Genomic DNA, 20,550 nt, shown 5'->3' on the forward strand with positions numbered 1-20,550 from the left:
GCCACGTACAACAGCAAGCAGCCCTCAATTCCCCGTTGACGCCGGTGCCGACGCGATCTTCCCCGAAGCGATGGCCGCCCTGGACGAGGTTGGAAATTCTCAACTTCACCATCCCCGGCGCCTACGGGGGCCCCAACAGCAGCCAAGTGCAGCTTCGAAGTGGTCGCCTACCTGCTATGGAATGGGGAACTGCCAAGCGATGAAGAACTCGCGGCGCTCGTTGCTGTGGAACGCGCCCATCGCGCGCTGGACCCAGCCGTAAAGGACGTCATCGATGGCTTGCCCGCCACCTCCCACCCCATGGATGTTTGCCGTACCGCAGCTTCGGTAATGGGAGCCCGGCATGAGCTGGCTGAGGATTCCTCACCAGAAGCCAACATGAAGAAGGCAATCGACCTCTGGGCTGCGATGCCCGCGGTAGTCGCCTACGACCAGCGCCGCCGGCGCGGCCAGGACGTGGTCGAACCGCGGGAAGACCTGGACTACTCCGCGAACTTCCTCTGGATGACATTCGGCGAAGAACCTGTGCACGAGGTAGTTGCGGCGTTCAACGTCTCGATGATCCACTACGCGGAGCACTCCTTCAACGCCTCCACTTTCACGGCCCGCGTGGCTACCCCGCAGGGCCCACTGCCTTTGCTGCTGGGGCGGAGATGATTCTGACAGGCCGGACCATCGCCATCAAGACTGCCACCCTCATTGCTGGCATGTCTGCACCGGTTGCCATGCTGCGAAAGAGTCTGTTAGCGCGGCCTTCCAGAGCGATCTGAGCACTGGGGTCCCTTGTCGGAAGATTCCGGGCGATGGTTAACTGCTCCCGGAGAATCAGTGCAAACAACGCACTCTAAAACCATGACCGTCAAAAAGCGTGGAGCCAAGGTGGGCGGACCGCCGCGTGCTTCCACAAACCTTCCTTGTTGAAACCGCTTCCCGACGTATCCCCTCCCCTTCTGAGGTAGCCACCGATACGCATGCATCGAGGGTCCTGCCCAATCCGGATTAAAAGCCTTCAGCGACATGAGTAGGTGGCTGGTTACTCTCGAATGGAAAGAGACCAGCCACCTCACTTATCCGGATCGGACCCGCCAGCAGCTAAACGTGGGAGGTCACCTTGAGATTAGGGGAGGACGTCTTCCCCATGACGCCCATAGCGATTAGGGCAACAATCGGAATGACAGTCAGTTGGACGATTCCTGCGGTCTGCCAACCGAAATTTCCCTGCATGAACGTTACAAAATAACCGGAAGCACTAGCAGGTATGTACATAGCCGCAATCAGCAGGCCACTCACACGTCCGAGATAATTAGCGTGGACGGAGCGCTGCAACAGGGCGCTTGTATTCGTAATCAACACGCCGCTGAAGGCTGCACCCAGAAGTGCCGAGAAGACCATCTGAACCGGAAGAGGGGAAGAGAAGGCGAAGATTGCCGTTCCAAGGATCATGATGGCGAGCAAGCCAACTACATTCAGGAGTCGTTGGTCGATCCGATCGGCGAGTATCCCGCCGATCAAGGCACCAAGCGCGCCAATGCCGAACATGCTCGCTGCCAGGCCGGCCTCTGTGGGTGTGAAACCTAGGGATTCACGAAGATAAGTGGGGTAGAGGCCGAGGTACCCGTAAATTGAAAAGCCACCGGCGCTTGCAACAATCAAGCAACACACAACGCGACGGTTCAGGAAGCGCTGACCATGTGAGCTCGACTGTGAGATCGACTCGGCTTTCTCGTTACGACCGATCTCAGTCACCGATTTCGGCACAAGAACGAGAACCAAGAGCAGAATGACGATTCCAACAGCACCAAAAATTACCAGCGGAGACCTCCAGTCCCCGGTCGCCGATAAGATGGCGCCGCCCAGTAACGGGCCCGTGAAGCCGCCCAAACCGAATGCCGCACTGATGGAACCAAGCGCGAACCCACGATGACGGTTGAAGTAAGCGCCGACCGCCGCAAACAGCGCGGCGACCTGCATGCCTTCACCGACGCCAGAGAGGATGCGCCAAAGCGCCATGTCCGCTGCGCCGACAGCAGTAGCCTGCAATGCGCAACTGATGGAAAACATCAGGAGGCTAATAAGGACGATCTTCTTGCGACCGAATCGATCCGCAAGGTACCCGGCCGGTATGCCAGCAAGCCCCATACCTAGAGTGAAGATTGTGGCGATGATTCCAGCTTCACCGCCGGTAAGCCCATAGGTTGCCTTGATATCAGGAAGAAGTACCGCGAAGACTTGCCTGTCCATTGCGTTGATGAAATAGGACAGGTCCAGAATGAGTAGGAAAAAAAGTGCTCGGCCGCTCAGTTCCGCAAGACTTGAACGACCGCTTTGAGGTTTGGTCGTCCGGCCTGGAGAGGCGGGCTTAGCAAGGTCGGGAGATGACATTAAGACTCCTGTATAAGGGACATTGCGAACGGGGGTGGTTCTCCCACGAACGTGATTTCAACCGCAACGCTGATTGAGCACATGCCTGAACAACGCTGTCTTAACTGTTCTCAATCAGCACTGCGTGCGGCTCTCGGGATCACTAGGTTCTCTGAGCCGGTCATAGGGGAGAACTGATATTGGATATGAAAATTAGGAATTGGATCCGATTCGATGTGACGAGAATCTCACGTATCGCCGGTTGCGTCAAGGGACTCGGAGCAGAGACTCCTACCTCTACGCCCGTACACCCACGAGGGGTGGAGAAAAGGTGCTGCCAAGGTCGGCGCTAGTTGGGGGCGTGGTGACCTTGGCGGCAGTTGGGGGCGTTCGGTCTCAGGTTCTGCAACCTGCCAGTCTTGTCAGCGGAAGCACATTCGAATATATGTTCTAATCTTGTTTCTATGAGACCGAAGCAAGACTCCACCGCTTTCGCCCGCATGATGGCCCAGCTCGACGCCGAAAGAAACCATCCCAAACCGGACGACGGTAGGGTCATTGACCTCGAGCCTGGCAGTCAGCCGCTGGTTCGCGTGGGTGAGATTTACGGTCGGGCAGTGAAGTACACGAGGTCCTATGGGCTCATCGAGTGGGTGGATGATGAACGGGTCTACCACGTTGAGTGGTTCCCGGCCGGACAGATCAAGAGGGTTGATCAGGAGTCGTGGAGGGGGCGGCCTCTCTAGTTTCCGACCGCTCCGATTGCCGCTCGTCCCTGGTGACTGGTCATTTTCCGGGGGCTTACACTGGCCGAATCGTGTGACCCGCTGACGGGACGAGGCGGACTCGATGTCTCTCATAGACGCGAGGTGGACCTTCATGCTGTTGCGTATTTCCGGGGCTTTGGCGGTTATCGGAGGCCTCACCTGGCTTGCGAAAGGTGTGTGGTGGTGCACACTGCCCATTGAGCGCGTGTTTCCCAACCCAGGGGCCTGTTGCCCCGCTGGGCAAGGTTTCAATCTTGGCAGTCAGGCCATATTTCGGATCCGCCGTCGTGAATGCGGTCACCGGAGGTCCATGTTTTCGTAACGGTCGACGGCGTACACCACACCGTGGCCGGGCAGCTGATCCCACTGGACACGCGAACGTCAGTGCCTTCGCAGGAGGGACGGCAGACGGGTTGGTACTCTGCTATCCGTTTCATTTCAGCCAGCCACCCTGACCGGACTCTATGGCGGATACCTTTTTCAGGGGTGCTGCCTGGTTCATCGCTCTTCCTGCTCCCGGAATCTTGCTCATTGCCTGCCGCGTCAGCGGCTCAGGTTCCTTGGGTTGCCGCTGGGTTAACCATGGCTCCCGTGGATCAAGAGCAGCCGTTGTTTTCCACAGCCTTGGCGCAGTTTTTGGGCAGGAAAGGCGCATTCGGGCAACCATCCTTGTCAGGGGGGTCGAACAATCCGGAAACGCCGGGACCGCTGACTTGGCCTCGTTGATCCCTAGACCACGCCCAGAGGTTGCCCTATGGTTGGGACATCAACGGTCGTTGACCGGGGTGGAGCTCCACTGTGGAGGTGCATCATGGGTATCATTTCTTCCGGTTTCCGCGGACGACGCTCCGAGAATCCTGCATTGCCTCCTGGCCAGCATGAAACGCACGACTTTCCCGTCCTCACCGCGGGACCTGCTCCGCTCATCCCCGTCGATGAATGGGAGTTCTTCATCACCACGGAGAATGGTCAGCGGCTCTCTTGGTCCTGGAATGAGTTCGTGGGCTTGCCGCAGGAAGAAGTCACGCAAGACATTCACTGCGTGACCAGCTGGTCAAAATTGGGAACAGCGTGGCGTGGAGTTTCAGTGGACACGCTCTTCGAAAACGTGGAAACCACCAGCGACTTCGCCACCGCCCATTCCTTCGACGGTTACACGACCAATGTTCCGCTATGGGATCTCCTGGGCGGCAAGGCCTGGGTGGCCTGGGAGTTCGATCACGAACCTCTTGAACGGGCGCATGGTGGTCCGGCGCGGCTCTTGGTGCCACATTTGTATTTCTGGAAGAGCGCCAAGTGGATTCATGGTTTGGAACTGACGGGGGAAGACGTTCCCGGTTTCTGGGAATCGAATGGATATCATCTGCACGGGAATCCATGGCGCGAGGAGCGGTACTCGTGAGGCCTTCGCTGTGAGTTCTGTATGGCGGGTCGCTGAAGTGGTCGGCGGGGAACTGGAAAACGCGACAGCCCGGACCATTAGGCTGCGCGTGGATGGTTTGATGGGATATCTGGCAGGCCAACACATTGACGTCCGCCTTACCGCAGACGACGGATATACAGCCATCCGGTCTTACTCGGTGGCATCCGCGAGCGCGGATGAGCATCTGGAAATAACCGTTGACGAACTGCCCGACGGCGAAGTGTCGCCTTACCTTGTCCGGGACCTGGCCGTCGGGGACCGGCTGGAAATCCGGGGACCAGTGGGCGGGTGGTTTGTCTGGCGGCCAAGTAATGAGAAACGGGTGCAGTTGATTGGGGGAGGGTCAGGTGTGGTGCCGCTGATGTCGATGATCCGCGCCCACCAGGCTTCCAATAACGCAGCCCCGTTCAGATTGCTCTATTCCCTCAAGTCTCCGGATGCTTCGCTATACCGTGACGAACTGCGCCGATTGGACCGGGAATCAGCCAAGTTAATGGTGGACTACGTCTATACGCGTTCGACGCCGGAGGGCTGGCCGGCCGCGCCAGCGCGCCTTAACTCGGAGAGTCTTTTGGGCAAGATCTTCCCAACAGAGGAGAACCCGGATGTTTTTGTTTGCGGCCAAACAGTCTTCGTGGAGACCGTTGCGGACTGGCTTGTAATGGCTGGCTATTCGCCGGAGTCGATAAAGACTGAACGGTTTGGCGGGATGGGAGGTATCCGGTGAACGGCACCGACGATTTCGCTGTCCCTGACTCCGAAGACCAAGATATTGCAGCAGGACCCCATGACCCGATTCCGTTTGTGGACGGGAACGCCGCGGCCGGCGCCCTGTCGGAACTGTTCCGCATCGACATCATCGCGGCACTGGGACGCTGCAGGCATTGCGGCTCAGTCAGGGCTTTTGGCGAGGCCGTGGTCTTCACGGACGCGCCCGGTATTGTGGTCCGGTGTCGCGACTGCAAAGGTGTGCTGCTGCGATTGGTGGAGACACCAACCCGATATTGGCTGGATTTGAGCGGCCTCAGCTACTTGGAGATCGACCGCGAAGAGTAGTCCCACGGCGGGCGTTGTTCCTGTTCATGGATTGGGGCGTCGATGCCATGCCATGCCGTGCGCGCAGGGAGATCCCCGAGACAGGCCCTGGGAGGGACTCCCTCCCTCGCGGGGGTTGGCTTAGCGTGGATGGCATGGACAATCGAGCGGAAGTACGCGAGTTCCTCATTTCGCGTCGCGCCCAGGTTTCTCCTGAGCAGGTTGGATTGCCGGCCGGGACCAACAGGCGCGTGCATGGTCTGCGCCGTAGTGAATTGGCTGCCCTGGCTGGGCTGAGTGTGGAGTATTACACCCGTATGGAGCGCGGCGCGATCAGCGGAGCTTCTCCTCAGGTGCTGGAGAGCATCGCCCGGGCTTTGCGGTTGGACGACGCCGAGCGGGCGCACTTGTTCGACCTCGCCCACGCGGCCAGTCCGGTAGCCAGGCCGCCGCGGCGGCGGAGCTCGAAGGGCTATGTGCCGCACAAGAGCCTGCAGTGGGCGCTCGATGCGGTCACGGCCGGTCCCGCTTTTGTTCGCAATGGCCGGATGGACCTGCTGGCGGTCAATTCTTTGGCACGGGCGTTTTATAAGGATTGCTATGAAATGCCGGGTCAGCCGGCGAACATTGCCCGGTTCACTTTCCTGGACGAACGCGCTTACGACTTCTGTCCGGATTGGGACGCCTTCGCTGAGGTCACTGTCTCCATCCTGCGTACCGAGGCGGGCCGGGACCCGCACAATAAGGAACTTCACGATCTCATTGGCGAACTCGGGACTCGGAGCGAGGGGTTCCGGAAGCGCTGGGGTGCGCACAACGTCCGGCATCACGGCACAGGCTTCAAGACGTTCAACCACCCCATTGTTGGGGAAATGACTTTGGCTTTCGAGGGCTTGGAGATGGCTGCGGAGCCTGGCCTGACCATGACGATCTACACCGCAGAGCCAGGCTCGCCGTCGGCCGAGCGCATGCAACTGTTGGCTTCGTGGGCGGCCAGCGAGTACGGAACCGCCGCCCAGCCGAGGTCCGAAAGGACACGGACGGACAGCTGACCACGGCGGCTAGCCGCGAACAACCACCACAGAATGGAACAACCTTGACTCGCGCAGACCTGGAAACCAGCGCCGCCGCATCCATTGACGGCCTGCCTCCCGACAACCTCGGCATCTTTCCGGATACTAGCCTCCTGGAGAGCGACAGACCGGCCCCGGGTGGGCGCTTTCCGTGGGCGTCCTTGCTGATCATGGCCCTGATGGGGTTCCTCCTTATTGCCTCCGAAACCATGCCGGCAGGACTCTTGCCGCAGATCGCCGCCGGGTTGTCCGTCAACGAGGCTACTGCGGGGCAATTTGTCAGCGCCTACGCCCTGGGAACGATCGTAGCTGCGATGCCAGCGATCGCCATGACGCGGGGGATGCGCCGGAAACCGGTATTCATCGTCGGGGTCCTCGGTTTTCTGGCCGCGAATCTTGTCACGGCTTTCTCGGCCGATATTGTGCTCTCCCTGGGTGCGCGTGTCCTGGCCGGTGCGTTCTCAGGCCTGTTGTGGGGAATGCTTGCGGGCTACGCGCGTCGCATCACCGCCCCGGAACATGCTGGCCAGGCCTTGGCCGTCGCGTCCCTTGGCACGCCGGTCGGGCTGGCAGCGGGGACACCATTCGGGTCATGGCTGGGAACCACCTTCGACTGGCGCTGGTCTTTCGGGGTGCTCTCCATCCTCACAGTCCTTACGGTCCTGCTAACCCTCTTCCTGGTCCCGGACGCACCTGGCCAGCGCGCCGGGACGCGTGTCCCGTTGGTGAGGGTCCTCGGAACCCCAGGTGTCGCCGTCGTACTCGCCGTCATCGTCAGCTGGATGCTCGGGCACAACATCCTCTACACCTACATCGGCTCCTACCTCCGCACAGCGAACCGTCCCGTCACGGTGGACATCGCACTCGTGATTTTCGGGGCAGCAGCCATTGGCGGGATAGTGATTACCGGTGCGGTGATCGACAAGGGCCTTCGGCGCCTGATTCTGCTGAGCCTCGGGTCCTTCATTGCAGCCAGCGTCATTTTCATCGCTGGCAACGCATCCGTGGTGGCAGTTGTTGGCGCCATCGTGCTGTGGGGCCTCGCCTTCGGCGGGGCAGCAGCCCAACTGCAAACCGCAATCAGCGCTGCCAGCGGCGAGAACGCCGACGTCGCCAACTCAATGCTCGGCGTCGCGTTCAATCTGGCGATTTTCGCAGCCGGCGTGGCCGGCGCGGTGGTGATCAGCAACTTCGACGGCCTGATTCTGCCTTCCGTCATGGCTGCGCTTGCTGGCGTCGCGCTTGCCATTGCGGTTGCCGGGCGCCGCACGGCATTCCCGAGGTAATCCAAATGCTGGTCGTGCCGAGACGAAGACAACGGCCCCCTACTTCAACTTGGCATTCTTCCTCCTGCAGGTACATTCGGCCGGCAATTGCGGCACAGGGGACTACTGACCCAACGGCGATGGCAACGAGTTGCAAACCGCATCTGGCTGAAGACTTTGGCCGATCTGTCGCGCAGCTTGTTGCAGCGAGCCGATGACGTTCAGATTGATGTGGCTAAGCCGTTCACGAGAGCCTGTAACAGAAACGGCGAAGGGGCGTCCGTTACTTGGTGTTGGGACCGCGCAAGATCTGAGACCGTTACGATTGTCACTGTCGTCTACGCAGTAGCCGTCGGCGCGGATCTGTCTGATCGATGCCATGACGCGCTGGCGGTAAGCAGCACTCAACGTTCCTTCGCGCGCCATTGCTTGCCAAATCTGATTGTCCGTGAGCTCGGCCAAAAGGACTCTGCCCGTCCCGGTTGCATGTGCAGGAACGGTAGCGTCAGGGTGTGTGATCGATCGCAAAGCCCGAGAAGACTGAACCTGGACTGCGTGAACAAGGTAGTCGCCGTCCAGCATCACGAGGGACGCTGTCTCGCCCAACTGCTGGGCGGTCAGGGCGAGAACTGGTCGCGCCGCAAGTATGTGCTGTTCGACAGCGCCTTCTCCCAAGCGGATCAGCCCGGGGCCGAGACAGTAAGACTTGTTGGCCCGTTGATGAACGTATCCGAGCCTCGCCATCGTGCGCAGCTGGCGGTGGACGCCGGCCATGCTTAGATCCAGACACTTGGCCAACTCGCTGACCGTGGCGCTGCCACCCAGCTCGACCATGAGTTCGAGGGTGGCGAACGCCCGCTCGACGGTCTGCACGCGCTTCATGCCGTCGTCCGGGCTTTGCTGGATCCGAGACAACTCCGAAGCCGCAAACATTTACGTTCCTTTCCCTGAATTGGTTTCAGCCTGCTTGCGTGTCCGGTGTCCCCTGATGGTAGAGCTGTTGCCAAAGATCGCCTTCGCGCGCCCAGATTGAGCTGCGGTGCACGACCCCGATGTCATCTTCAGTCCTGAAACGGACGTGCACTACGCCTGGGCGGAGCTCAACCACTCGGTCGAATGTCACACTTTTGATCTGATCCGGAATAGTGTGCAGGACACGGATTACCTCCTCGCGCTCCCAATAGCGCCCAGTGCGTCCGATTTCATAAAAATCGGGGTGGATCAGTTGCCCAAGCTTCGCCTTGTCATTGCGCCCTTCGGCGCTGAGCAGTGCCAATTCATGGCGAAGGATCTCCTCACGCAATTCTGCGTCGGCCATGGCTATGCCGGGGCTTGTTACCTTCCGGCGCAATTGTGATGATCCTGACCATGGATGCACTCCCGATTCCGCCCGGGTAGGCCCAGCCCATGTGAAGTACACGTTCCTGCCGTCCAATTCACGGAAGAGGAGATCCAAAAGCCTGGATTCGGCCGTGGGGCGGCTGGCACCGCGATCAGGGACTTCCAGTCGTTGCCACAGCGACTGATTTTGAAGGGAGATGGACAGAGTATCCTCACTGACTGTTGTGGTCTCGCGCAACAGATCCAGTACGGCGGCGATCTCGTTCTCCTGGTCGGAACCGTATGCGTGGCCCCCGAGCCGCCACCGACGGTCGTCAATGACCCATGCCCAGCAGGGGCTGTTCGGAGCATCTGGGAGTCGCGCGTAGGTTCTAGCTGTAGTTGTCATAGCATCATTGGTCCTCTTGCTTTGGTATTGGCGAAAATCACGGTTGGTCGCTTGCCCCCGCGTACTTCGCAGTTCCGGAATGCTGGGTTAAATAGTCGGGCAGTGGAAGTCGCAGTCGAAAGAGCTCTGCCGTGGAGGCTGAAGCGGTCTGGGGGTCGAGTCCTGCTGCTGCGAAGCTACTGCTTGGTGATAGGTCCCCGGTCAGGTAGGGCGAGTCGGTGCCGAGCAGCACCCTGTCGGCGCCGGCGAATGTTACGAGATAGCGCAAGGCCTCGTCGGAGTGGACTATCGAGTCGTACCAGAATTGATTCTTGTAAGCCGATGGTGGTCGCTGCGCGGCTTCACGTACCTCGCTGCGCCTGTTCCAGGCGTTTTCCATCCGCCCGAACAGGTACGGCAAGGCTCCGCCACCGTGGGGGACCAGCAGCTTCAGACGAGGATGGCGGTCCAATGTTCCTGAGGCAATGAGCCGAGCCACCGCCCAGGCCGCGTCGAAAGGGACGCCCAAAGTGTTGTTCAAAAACAACTCAGACGATGTGATCACCCCGCAGTAGTAGGGGTGGAGCATCAAGGGCACATCAAGCGTTGCCGCAGCTTCGAACACAGGGTCGAGTCCAATCGCATCAAGCGGCTGCTCGGCAGACAGGCCAGTGCCGATGATCCCTCCAACGAGACCGAGCACGGAAACTGCCCGACGCAATTCATCCGCCGCCTCCGGCGGATTTCCCAATGGCAAAGTGGCGATTCCGAACAGCCGGTCCGAGGCTGAGGTATACGCGGCCAGTGCATCATTGGCCTTGCGGGCAAAACCAACGGGGTCGTGCTCGGGACCGTAAATAAAGAGATGAGGAGTTAAGGACACAAGGGAAACATCCACTCCGCGCGCATCCATGGCGATGAGTTTCTCGTTGGGGGAGTGCATCTCAGGGTAGTGCACAGGGAGCCTGCCGGCCTGGGTTTCCAGATAGCCCAAGGTTCCAACGATTCCGTGCTCGCCAGAGCCTTCGCTGAGGATGTCCAAGACGAAATCCGGAACGTAGTGCGTATGAACGTCAATTATCGGCATCTGTGCCGCCTTCATCCTGTTCCAGGGCAGCAACCGAGAGCAGCCTGAAGACTTCCGCGCTGGTCTTAATGCCATTCACAAACCATTCGAGGGACAGGTGCTCCCGGGCCGAGTGTTCCTGCATATCCGGCTGGGCGTAAGGCACCAAAAGACAATCCAGTCCCACCGAATCCACAAACGTGGCAAAAACTCCACCGCCGCCAATCGAAGGGATAACTACAGGTGGTCGGCCCCACACCGACTCCAGCGCAGCGACCGCGGTCGCGACCAGTGGGTGGCTGCTGTCAACGCCGGACGGGGGCGCATCGGAGAGCACGGTGATCTCGATATCGGCATAACCGTTAAGGTCGAGATGTTTGCGCAGCAAAGTCGCCACGTGGCCCGGTCGCTGCCCCTTGAGGAGAGCGAAATCGATCTTGGCTTTCGCTGAGGTGGGAACGGCCATCTTCAGGCCTTCGCCCGTGTAGCCACCCTCGATGCCGCACACGCACATCCGCGGCTCAAAAAACATCGAGTCCAAGGGTTGCTCCCGTTCAAAGTTCCGCACCCCGAAATCTTCGGCAGGCGGAAGGAACTCCGGCGGAAGTTTCGCGGCAAAGTCACGGAGTTCGTCTGTAATCGTGTCCGCACCGTCGTAGAAGCCGTCGATAGCAACCCGGCCTGAGGAATCGATCATTGATGAAATTGCCTGGGCCATCCTCGTCACAGGATTCGGCAGGATGCTGCCGTAACTCCCGGAATGCCACTCGCTATCACTCCCTGTAGCTGTCAACTCCACATAGAGCGCCCCCCGGATGCCCAAGAATAGCGCTGGGTCCCACACACCAAGCGTCGAGGCGTCGGAGGTGTAAAGGAAATCGGCTCGGAATTGGTCAACATGTGTCCGAATGTATTGCGAGGTATCACCGCAACCGATCTCATCCTCGCCATCAAACATGAAGTTGATCTGGACCGGCGGCAACTCACCAAAGACATCGAGCCACGCAGACAACGCGCACACATGCGCAAGCATCTGCCCTTTGCTGTCCCCGACGCCGCGCCCCCAGAGCGAGCCTTCGTATACCGTTGGTTCAAACGGAGGGAATTTCCATTCAGCTTCGTCACCTACGGGCACCACGTCGTAATGGCCGTAAACCAACAACTTTCTATGGCTTTCACCGGAAGTTGCCCAGACAATGGGGTGGGATCCGGTCTCCAGGAATTCAGGCTTCAGCCCGATGGACTCAATGCGTGATTTGAGATGCTCTGCGCATTCACGCACACCTTCACCTGTGGCGCTGATGCTCGGTATGGAGGCGAACTCAATCAGCCACGCAAGATACTCATCTGCACGTTCCTCGACCCGGGCCATCAGGTCACCCTGCTTGTCGCGTAGGGTCTGTAGCAGGTTCGCGCGATCCTCAGAATCCGTCACGGTTGGCATCCTTATAGAGCAGGTACGCGGACTGGGACAGCCCGCCGGGGTAGTAGTACTGGGGGCAGTAAGGAGCCATGTAGATGAAATCGTCTTGCTGGATCTCATAGTGGATCCGGTCCAGGACGTAGACTCCGCGGCCCTTCAGCATGTAGAGGACGTGTTCCTCATCATGAATCTCGACTTTGGGGAAGACAGCGCCGGGGTCGAAAGACAGAATGCTCATGGCGAAGTCAAATCCCGGGGAAGCCGGAAGCAACTCCAGACGGTAGACCCCGGGAACCGACCCGGGCGTGGGAGTCATGGCGTCCGCGCGACCCACGATTTCCGACGGAACTGAGGTTTCCTCGGATGCCTCGTACCTCCTTTTCACCCAGAGCACCCGTGCAAGATTGTCAGAAGTATTTGCAAGTTCGAAGGTCTTTCCCTCCGGCAAGTACGCATATGAAGTGCTGGGGGCGTTGTCTCCGAACGGTCCGGTGACGCCGTCGTCGAGGGCGTAGAGGAAGTTCTCGAAGCCGAGACCGGTAGGTGCCGTCGTTCCAGCCCCTGGCTCAATTTCCAGCAGGTACATCGCTACACGTGCCGAGCCATTTCGCGGAGTAGTCAGCTTTTTCACCACGGTGCCGGTAAATTCCGGCAGTCTCGATCCGAAGTGGTTGGCGGGTGTGATGACGTAATGTGCAGGGCCAAAGCCGCCGCGGTTGGTGGAGACCTGTGCCGGCGGCAACGCCAGGATGGTCTGGTTCATCGGGTTTCTCCTGTTGGTTGATGTGAAGCGGACCGATGCAGATATGTCCCCTGTCGGTTTTCCGGGAGCACCGATCCGTCGACGTAAACGGTGGTGCCACGGAGCAATACCCTTGTGACCCGGCCGGCAACTTCCATGCCTTCATACGGAAGGTAGTCGGCGGCAGAGTGATGGGTCGCAGCAGAGAGCACTGTTGTGGCATGCGGATCCAAGATGACCAGGTCCGCGTCCGAGCCGACGGCCAGTTCACCCTTCTTCGGGTGTATGCCGGCCAGTCGGGCGGGCGTGGTGCTGACGAACTCAACCATTCGCTCCATCGAGTACTGGCCGTTGACGACGCCCTGGTAGGCAATGGCCAGCCTTTGCTCAACGCCGGGAAGCCCATTCATGATGTGTGTAAAGTCCCCTTCAACGATCTTCTCGCCCTGAAGAGCGAAAGGGCAGTGGTCGCTGGACAGCACATCAAGAGTCCCGTGACCGAGCGCCTCCCACAAAGCATTTTGGTCATCGAGGTCCCGCGTAGGCGGCGAGCAAACGAACCGCGAGGCAACCTCCTTCGGGACACCGTCCACCATCGAATCGTCAAAGACCAGGTAGTGCGAACACGTCTCTGCAGTGATATCCGTACCGGTCGCCCGCGCTCGTTCAATCTCGGACAACGCGGCCGCTGAAGAGACATGGACCACGTAGAGACGGGCGCCAGCGAGCTGCGCCAATACTGCTGATCGGGAAACTGCTTCCGCCTCCGTCACCGTGGGCCGGGATTTGCCGTGCCAGGCAGGTTCCGTGTGGCCGGCGGACAACGCGTCCTCCACCAGCACCTGTATGGCGTGTCCGTTTTCGGCGTGAACGAGAACCAGTAGGTCCGACGCGGCCGCGGACTGCATGGCTCGAAGCAGTGCCCGGTCATCGCTCATCATGCGTCCTGGGTAGGCCAAGTACATCTTTATACTCGTCACACCAAGATCGGGCAGGCTGGACAACTGCGACAGAGTGTCGTCGTCGGGCTGAACCAGCACCATGTGTGCGCCGTAATCAGCCCACGGCCGTTGCTCCACCACCCTCCGCCGCCACTGGTCGAGGGCCTCGGCAAGAGTCTCGCCGGGCGCTGCCCGGCAGAAATCGATAATAGTGGTGGTTCCACCGGCAACCGCGGCAGCCGTCCCTGTCGCGAAGTCGTCAGCTGTCCTGATCGACCCACGGAAGACCGAATCCATGTGCGTGTGGAAGTCCACACCGCCGGGGAGAACGTAGCAGCCTTCGGCGGGAAGAACGTCAGCGTCGTCGTGGCCGGACTCGAAGCTTCCAATTTCGGCCACTACGCCATCGACAATGAGGACATCAGCCCGCTCAAGACCTCTTGCTGTCACCACCAGGCCACCCTTGACAATGGTTTGCCGCGGTGAGTCAGACATCGAGATTGAACCAGTTCGTCTTGAGCTGGGTGTACTGCTCCAAAGCATGTAGCGATTTATCCCGGCCGAATCCGGATTGCTTGAAACCTCCAAATGGCACATTGACGTCCGCCTGGTTATAGCAATTCACCCACACCGTGCCGGCACGCAAGGCCCGGGAGACCTTATGGGCTTTGGACACGTCCTTGGTCCAGACGGCTGCGGCCAGCCCGTAGTCAGAGTCGTTGGCAATCCGGACGGCGTCCTCTGCATCTTTGGCCGTAATCACGGAGAGGACCGGTCCAAAGATCTCTTCCTGCGCAATCCGCATTTGGTTGTCCACATCGGCGAAAAGCGTTGGCTCCAAGTAGTAGCCCCCGGTCTCGAGGCGTGCCCGCTCGCCACCAGTAACCAGCCTGGCCCCTTCACGTCGACCGATATCCACGTAGCCGTGAACACGATCAAGCTGCGCGGCGTCAACGAGGGCGCCCATGCGCGTGTCCGCAGCAAACGGATCGCCGGGGCGCCACATGCGGCTCGCCGTGACAACAAGTTCAATGAACTCGTCCTTGATGGACTCTTCCACCACCAGACGCGAACCTGCGCTGCACATTTCACCTTGGTTGACATAAGCGGCAAGAGCGGCGGCTGCGGCTGCGACTTCGAGGTCCGGAGCATCCGCCAGGACAATGTTGGCTGATTTGCCGCCGCACTCAAGCGAAACGGCCTTCATGTTGGACTGTCCGGAGTACTGGAGGAAGTATTTGCCCACCTGGGTGGAACCGGTGAAGGCAATCTTGTCCACGTCCATGTGGAGTCCCAGAGCTTTTCCGGCTTTCTCGCCGAGCCCGGGGACCACATTGAACACTCCATCCGGAATGCCTGCCTCAGCCGCGATTCGTGCCAAGGCGATCACGGGCAACGGCGCTTGTTCGGCCGGTTTGACGATAACTGAGTTGCCCGTTGCCAGTGCCGGAGCGATCTTCCACATTGGCATTCCGATGGGGAAATTCCAAGGGACTACTGCAGCAACGACCCCTATGGCTTCGCGAGTGACGAGGGCCAGAGCGGACTGGGCAGTCGGCATGACCTCACCGGCCCATTTGTCGATTGCCTCTGCATAGAACTCAAGCACGTCCGCTGCGTGGTCTACTTCACCGAGGGAAGCGGAAATCGGCTTTCCGCAGTCCGCGGTCATGATCGTTGCAAGACGTTCCCGTTCCCGCCGTATGCCGGCAGCAAAGGCAAACAAAACCCGCTTCCGGTGACGGGGCGGGGCAGCAGACCATCGGCCGTCTTCGAAGGCGAGACGGGCCGCGGAGACTGCCGCGTTGACGTCGTGCTCGGCGCCGGCAGCGATGTGTCCGATGACGTGCCCGTTGACGGGGCTCACGTTTTCGAAAGTTTCGCCGGACGCGGCACCAACGAATCTGCCGTTGATAAAGGCGCCGCCTTCCGGTGCCGCCGAAGCCGCAACAGCGGCCCAGTCTTCTGCAATTTCAATAGTCATTGGGTCCTCCTGAAGTGATGGAAAAAGTGGTTTGGTGCTAGTTGCGTGCAAGCCAGATCTCGGGTTGGCGGTCTGAAGCAGGAGCACCGGTAGCAATGTCCGCCCACAGCTCGTTGGCCGCTTTGTCGTCGTCAAGAAGATCGACGACGACGACACCGTCTTTCATGACCAAGCGGGGCCTGGCCAGTGCACGCAGATCGGTAGACGGGTCGCCGTCGACGACGACAAGGTCGGCGAAGTTTCCGGACCGGATGCTGCCCAGTCTCGGATCGCCGATGGCGGCAGCGGAAACTTCGGTCGCCGAGAACAGGGCGTCGAGCTTGGTCATGCCGGCGTCCACCAGGGCTTCAAGTTCGCAGACCATGACATCACGGGCTGGAATCCAGTGGATTGGGTCTGATCCGGCGGCGACCCTCACACCGGCAGCCATGGCTCGCTGCACAGATTCGCGATGGACCCGGGCAATGCGCTCTTCATAAATGGCAGCGCGGTCTTCCGTGATGGTCTTGCCAACGGTGAGGTGCGTTTTCGTTGAGAACGCCCAGAGCGTGGGCACGTAGAACGTCCCTTGGTCAGCCATTCGGGCCACCAGGGCGTCGTCCAGCGTAAGTCCATGGTCGATGACGTCAATGCCGGCATTCACTGCCGCACGTGCAGCATCAATGCCCTCGCAATGGCAGCCAACGCGCGCACCGAGGAGATGCGCTTCGGCTACTGCTGTGGCTATCTCATCGTCATTCAGGTAGCGGAGGCACGTTGTCCAATCTGAGTCGCCGGTCGTGTGAGACAGCACGAGTTTGATGAGGTCGGCTCCGCCAAGACGTTCCTCGCGGACCGCGCGGCGGACTTCATCAACGCCGTCTGCGAAGTGGTTTCGCCAGTCCACCGGGGCGCCGCGGCCTACGATGTTCGGACCTGCAGTGAAGGCACGCGGGCCAAGGACCCGGCCTGCTGCGATCTCGTCGCGGAAAGCGTGGATTCCCCGGTGTTTGCAGCCTGGATCGCGGACTGTGGTGACGCCGGATTCGATAGCCCGTCTCGCCGTGATAACACCGTCAACGACGCTGGTAGTGACGAGCTTGGGGTCGGCTTCCACACCGGAACGACTCATCAGATGAAAATGCGAGTCGATGAGACCCGGGAGGATGTGGGCGCCGCGAACGTCGATTACCTCGTGGGCGTCGGACGGCAATTGGCTGGCCGGCTCGATCCCGACGAAGCGACCGCCGTCGATCACCACCATATGATCGCTGACAAAGGCGCGCGCGTCCGTGTCGAGGATCGGGCCTCCGAGTACAAACCGGGTTGTCATGCTTCCTCCTTGGAAGGATAGGTTGGGCGGGTAGTGGCATCCGCAAGGGTTTCTGCCATACGGACGCCGGCGAGGATTCCGGCGACAACGGGACGGTTGATTCGGGTGGAGAGCGCATGAGCGATTTGACCCATGACCGAGCCTGTCAGAACCAGCACATCTCCCAACTCATCGCTCGAGCGACTACGGCAGGCGTCTGTTAGTTGGTCAAGGAGTTCGCCCGGGGATGTGGCCGCGTCCCTGCTGGTCGTTCGGGCCGGAATGATCGAGGCCAGCCTCGACTCCAGCCCGTAGCTTCGGATAAGCGCGCGCATCCCGGCAACTTTGGCTGGCGCAAGGACTGCCACGCTGAACGTCGCGCCTTGGGCGCAGGCCTGGAGCATCCCGGCCTCGGCTATCCCGATGACGGGGCGGTCAGTCAGTTCACGCGCAGCAGCCAGTCCAGGGTCATTGCCGCATGCAACCACGAAAGCGTCAAAGTCATGGCTGTATTCCCGTACCAACGCGGCGGTGTGGGCGCCAGAAACGATGACGTCGAAAAGCGTGTCGATGCCTTCCGGACCTTCTGCCGGGTTCAGGAACACAGCTTCTGTGCCAGACAACAGCTCCGGAGTCACAGTGTCCGCGAGTTGTTGAGTAACCCGGTCAGAGGAGTTTGAATTGATGACAGCTATCCGGCGTGTTCGCGACGATGAACCTGCCGTGGGGGTCTGCGTGATTCTCATGCCGCGACGTAACACTGTTCAGTGATCTGTTTGGCGCCGGCACCTGTCAATTCCCGGCGGAGTTGGCCAGCGCGCATGATCAAAACACGATCACAGAGGTGGCTGAGCTCCTCGTGCTCCGACGAGACGATGAGCACGGCAACACCCTGTGCGGCCATAAGTCCGACCTGTTCAAGGATGGTCCTTTTTGCGCCGACATCGACGCCTTGCGTCGGTTCATGCAGAATGAGGCAACGAATCCCTTCCTTGGCGGCCCACTTGGCGATGAGGACTTTTTGCTGGTTGCCTCCGCTGAGGGTCTCAAGGGCCCTGTTCGGATCTCCGGCCGGTCTCACATCGAAGTGCTCCATGGCCTTGACGACGCTCCTATGCTCACGCTTCTGGTCAATGAAGCCTCGTCGGGTGAACCGGCCCAGCGAAGCCAGGGTCAGATTCTCTGCGATGGAGGCACTCATGATTCCCGAACGGCGCTTTCGGTCTGCTGGCAGCATCGCAATACCCTGACGCGTGGCAGCACCAGGCGAGGACGTCCTGACAGTCTTGCCGTCCACGTGAACAGTGCCGGAGTCGGACTTGATGCTCCCGAGGATCAAGTCGGGCACGTCATCATGCCCGGCGCCCGCGAGCCCGGTCAGCCCCACCACCTCGCCGGGGCAGATTTCAAGGGAGAGGTCACGTACTCCGCCGCCGCTTAGGTTGGTCACCCTGATCGCTGGCCGGACGTTGTCGACGATGTGGCTGGTCCGAACTGGAAAGTGGGATTCGAGATCCCGCCCCAGGATGTGCCTGGCCAGTTCCTTCTCATCGTTGATCGTGCTTGTGGGAGCCTCCATGACAACACGCCCATCGCGGAGGACCAGAACGGAGTCGGTAGCGGTCATCACCTCGTCCAGACGGTGTGTGCAGAAGGCGATTGCCGTGCCGCCCGCAGCAGCAGAACGCATTGCGTCAAAGAGACGTTCACGTTCCACGCCCGTGAGATTGGCGGTCGGCTCGTCGAGCACCAGGAGGGTCGAGTGGCCTCGCCCTCGGGCGTAGATTGCCCTTGCGATGGCGACAACGGCCTTCTCCGCCTGGGTCAACTCCTGAACCGGAGTTGACGGATCAAGATGAACGCCCAAGCCAGCCAGCAGTTCATCGACCTTAGCCGCCTGGCTCTTCCAATCGATAAGACCGTATTTGCGCATCATGGCGCCCACAAACACGTTTTCCATGACAGATAGGGACCCAGCGAGTCCAAGGTCTTGATGCACGAATGCGAAACCCAGATCCGCCGAGGTCGTTGGCGTAAGCGGGAGAGACGCTTCGCGGCCGTTCACGCGCAAGGTGGCCCCGCCATCGGGCTCGTAGATCCCAGCAAGGATCTTGAACAGGGTCGACTTGCCGGCCCCGTTTTCACCGAGCACTCCAGTTACCGTCCCGGGCGCGAAAGTCAGGGAGATATCATGCAAGACTTTGGTCAAACCGAAAGTCTTCGACACTCCTGAAAGTACGATTCCGTCGCGCGTAGTGGTGATCTGATGATCCTTCATTCTTCTCTCCCTTGAGATCGACCCGTTGCACCGATCACTTACTTCCAGAGCCCTGTGTACTGGTTCTTGTAGTCGACGTTGTCGTACAAGGCAGCTTCGGACGAGATATCAACGCCGTCGATGTTCTTAGAGTCAAAGAGCTTCACTGGTACCTCACTGATGGCTGGCTTTTCTCCGGCAAGGGCCCGCAGGGTGCGGTCCATCATGGCCCAGCCAAGCCAGTTGTTGCTGTTTCCGACGTCGACCGCCTGCACCCGCTTGTCGCGGATGAAGCCGAGGTTTGCCTCGAAGGCGTTGATGCTCCCGACGCGGATGTCGGCTTTCCGGCTTGATAGTTCAACGGCTGGAATGGTGAACTGCGCAATCCCGTCGATTGCAGGGAAGATCCAATTCAGCTTCGAGTTCCGGGAAATCTGGGATCCGGTCAAGGTCTCGGCTGCCGTCTTGAAGTTGGACTGCATCAAGTCGTCGACTTGCAGGGTGCATTCCTTTGAGCAAAATTCCTTGAAACCCTCTTCTATACCCTTGCGCATTGCGGTGAAGGTTTCGATTGAGGGCAGGTTCTGGACTGCACCGTGTACAGGCCCATCTGTGTTGGCAACGGCGTATGCGGCCACCAGTTTGCCTGACTTGAAGTAATCGATGCTGACTTCGCCGGCGGCACCTTTTTCAAGGGGCGCGTTCACGTCAACGTTCAATGCGCCGATGACAGGCACACCGGCCTTATTCGCAGTGCTGATGGCAGTCGGGAGCAGATTGAAGTTGATGCCGAACGCTACGATTGCGGCTGATTTGGAAGCCAGCGCTTGATCGATCTGCTTTGCAGCTGTGTCCGTGGACCCTTTGGCATCGTAAACATCGACTCGAACGCCCGCGTGCTTGCCGGCTTCGGTCATGCCATCAAGCACCGCGCGGACAAACGGCAGCGAGTTATCCAGGGTGACGGCTGCGATGGTTTTCCCCTTGAACTTCGAAATATCGATCGGCTCGCCAGGACGCAAGAACTCCGTGGGTTTGGCACTGTCTTCCACGAAACGTTGCGCGGCAATCTTGCCGTCGGAGGCGTTGACTGTTGAGTTTGCCAGGGATGAGGCGTTTCCGGCCTGGCAGGCGGTCAGCCCGATGAGCGAGAGGCCAAGGCCAAGGGCAGCGAGCGACTTCAGGGGACGCGAGTTCTTCATTGCACTGGTTCC

18 protein-coding genes and 1 pseudogene are annotated in these 20,550 nt (G+C 59.9%); 7 read left to right on the forward strand and 12 right to left on the reverse strand.

Annotated features, from left to right (window positions below):
• Positions 1–138 precede the first annotated feature (138 nt).
• A pseudogene (locus tag ACZ5G6_RS11865) lies at positions 139–618 on the forward strand (citrate/2-methylcitrate synthase); the annotation flags it as partial.
• Positions 619–1,092: 474 nt separating this feature from the next.
• Here ACZ5G6_RS11865 and ACZ5G6_RS11870 read toward each other — a convergent pair.
• Positions 1,093–2,382: an MFS transporter gene (locus ACZ5G6_RS11870; RefSeq protein ID WP_498685751.1), complete on the reverse strand. Its 1,290-nt coding sequence runs from the start codon at positions 2,380–2,382 to the stop codon at positions 1,093–1,095.
• A gap of 443 nt (positions 2,383–2,825) precedes the next feature.
• Between ACZ5G6_RS11870 and ACZ5G6_RS11875 the strand changes: the two genes are divergently transcribed.
• The 6 genes from ACZ5G6_RS11875 (at position 2,826) to ACZ5G6_RS11900 (ending at position 7,945) form a co-directional block, all read left to right on the forward strand.
• Positions 2,826–3,107: a hypothetical protein gene (locus ACZ5G6_RS11875; RefSeq protein WP_223932638.1), complete on the forward strand. Its 282-nt coding sequence runs from the start codon at positions 2,826–2,828 to the stop codon at positions 3,105–3,107.
• 832 nt (positions 3,108–3,939) lie between these two features.
• Positions 3,940–4,530 (forward strand): molybdopterin-dependent oxidoreductase, encoded by a 591-nt coding sequence (locus ACZ5G6_RS11880; protein ID WP_223932639.1) that lies wholly within the window; start codon positions 3,940–3,942, stop codon positions 4,528–4,530.
• Positions 4,531–4,540: 10 nt separating this feature from the next.
• The gene (locus ACZ5G6_RS11885) at positions 4,541–5,278 is read left to right on the forward strand and encodes a ferredoxin reductase (RefSeq protein WP_498685752.1); all 738 of its coding nucleotides are present in this window, start codon (positions 4,541–4,543) and stop codon (positions 5,276–5,278) included.
• Positions 5,275–5,607: a DUF6510 family protein gene (locus ACZ5G6_RS11890; RefSeq protein WP_223932641.1), complete on the forward strand. Its 333-nt coding sequence runs from the start codon at positions 5,275–5,277 to the stop codon at positions 5,605–5,607. Before ACZ5G6_RS11885 ends, ACZ5G6_RS11890 begins: the two co-directional genes overlap by 4 nt.
• Positions 5,608–5,741: 134 nt before the next feature.
• Positions 5,742–6,638 carry a helix-turn-helix transcriptional regulator gene (locus ACZ5G6_RS11895; RefSeq protein ID WP_498685753.1) on the forward strand — a complete coding sequence of 299 codons (897 nt, stop codon included), beginning with the start codon at positions 5,742–5,744 and terminating at the stop codon, positions 6,636–6,638.
• A 44-nt stretch (positions 6,639–6,682) separates the two neighbouring features.
• The gene (locus ACZ5G6_RS11900; protein WP_498685754.1) at positions 6,683–7,945 is read left to right on the forward strand and encodes an MFS transporter; all 1,263 of its coding nucleotides are present in this window, start codon (positions 6,683–6,685) and stop codon (positions 7,943–7,945) included.
• A 102-nt stretch (positions 7,946–8,047) separates the two neighbouring features.
• Here the strand turns inward: ACZ5G6_RS11900 and ACZ5G6_RS11905 are convergent, their stop codons facing one another.
• From ACZ5G6_RS11905 to ACZ5G6_RS11955, 11 genes are read right to left on the reverse strand one after another with little or no spacing between them, the layout of a single operon-like run.
• Entirely contained in the window at positions 8,048–8,857 is an 810-nt protein-coding gene (locus ACZ5G6_RS11905; protein ID WP_498685755.1) for an IclR family transcriptional regulator, read from the reverse strand.
• Between the two features lie 25 nt (positions 8,858–8,882).
• Positions 8,883–9,653, reverse strand: a complete 771-nt coding sequence (locus ACZ5G6_RS11910; protein WP_223932645.1) for a nuclear transport factor 2 family protein — start codon at positions 9,651–9,653, stop codon at positions 8,883–8,885.
• 37 nt (positions 9,654–9,690) lie between these two features.
• Entirely contained in the window at positions 9,691–10,719 is a 1,029-nt protein-coding gene (locus ACZ5G6_RS11915) for an amidohydrolase family protein (protein WP_223932646.1), read from the reverse strand.
• Positions 10,706–12,133 carry a M20/M25/M40 family metallo-hydrolase gene (locus ACZ5G6_RS11920; protein WP_223932647.1) on the reverse strand — a complete coding sequence of 476 codons (1,428 nt, stop codon included), beginning with the start codon at positions 12,131–12,133 and terminating at the stop codon, positions 10,706–10,708. Before ACZ5G6_RS11920 ends, ACZ5G6_RS11915 begins: the two co-directional genes overlap by 14 nt.
• The gene (allE, locus tag ACZ5G6_RS11925) at positions 12,120–12,884 is read right to left on the reverse strand and encodes a (S)-ureidoglycine aminohydrolase (RefSeq protein WP_498685756.1); all 765 of its coding nucleotides are present in this window, start codon (positions 12,882–12,884) and stop codon (positions 12,120–12,122) included. Before allE ends, ACZ5G6_RS11920 begins: the two co-directional genes overlap by 14 nt.
• Complete coding sequence (gene hydA, locus ACZ5G6_RS11930; RefSeq protein ID WP_498685757.1) at positions 12,881–14,299, reverse strand: dihydropyrimidinase; 1,419 nt, start codon at positions 14,297–14,299, stop codon at positions 12,881–12,883. The genes allE and hydA overlap by 4 nt, the downstream gene beginning before the upstream one ends.
• Positions 14,292–15,788, reverse strand: coding sequence for an aldehyde dehydrogenase (locus ACZ5G6_RS11935; RefSeq protein WP_223932650.1), 1,497 nt, complete (start codon positions 15,786–15,788; stop codon positions 14,292–14,294). The genes hydA and ACZ5G6_RS11935 overlap by 8 nt, the downstream gene beginning before the upstream one ends.
• A 37-nt stretch (positions 15,789–15,825) precedes the next feature.
• Positions 15,826–17,100: an amidohydrolase family protein gene (locus tag ACZ5G6_RS11940; RefSeq protein WP_223932651.1), complete on the reverse strand. Its 1,275-nt coding sequence runs from the start codon at positions 17,098–17,100 to the stop codon at positions 15,826–15,828.
• Positions 17,097–17,825: an aspartate/glutamate racemase family protein gene (locus ACZ5G6_RS11945; RefSeq protein WP_223932652.1), complete on the reverse strand. Its 729-nt coding sequence runs from the start codon at positions 17,823–17,825 to the stop codon at positions 17,097–17,099. The genes ACZ5G6_RS11940 and ACZ5G6_RS11945 overlap by 4 nt, the downstream gene beginning before the upstream one ends.
• A complete protein-coding gene (locus tag ACZ5G6_RS11950; protein WP_498685758.1) occupies positions 17,822–19,357 on the reverse strand; it encodes a sugar ABC transporter ATP-binding protein in 1,536 nt (511 codons plus the stop codon). Before ACZ5G6_RS11950 ends, ACZ5G6_RS11945 begins: the two co-directional genes overlap by 4 nt.
• A gap of 38 nt (positions 19,358–19,395) precedes the next feature.
• The gene (locus ACZ5G6_RS11955; protein ID WP_223932654.1) at positions 19,396–20,538 is read right to left on the reverse strand and encodes a sugar ABC transporter substrate-binding protein; all 1,143 of its coding nucleotides are present in this window, start codon (positions 20,536–20,538) and stop codon (positions 19,396–19,398) included.
• Between the last annotated feature and the right edge of the window lie 12 nt (positions 20,539–20,550).

It is taken from the genome of Arthrobacter sp. TmtSoilC51 (genome assembly GCF_055388015.1).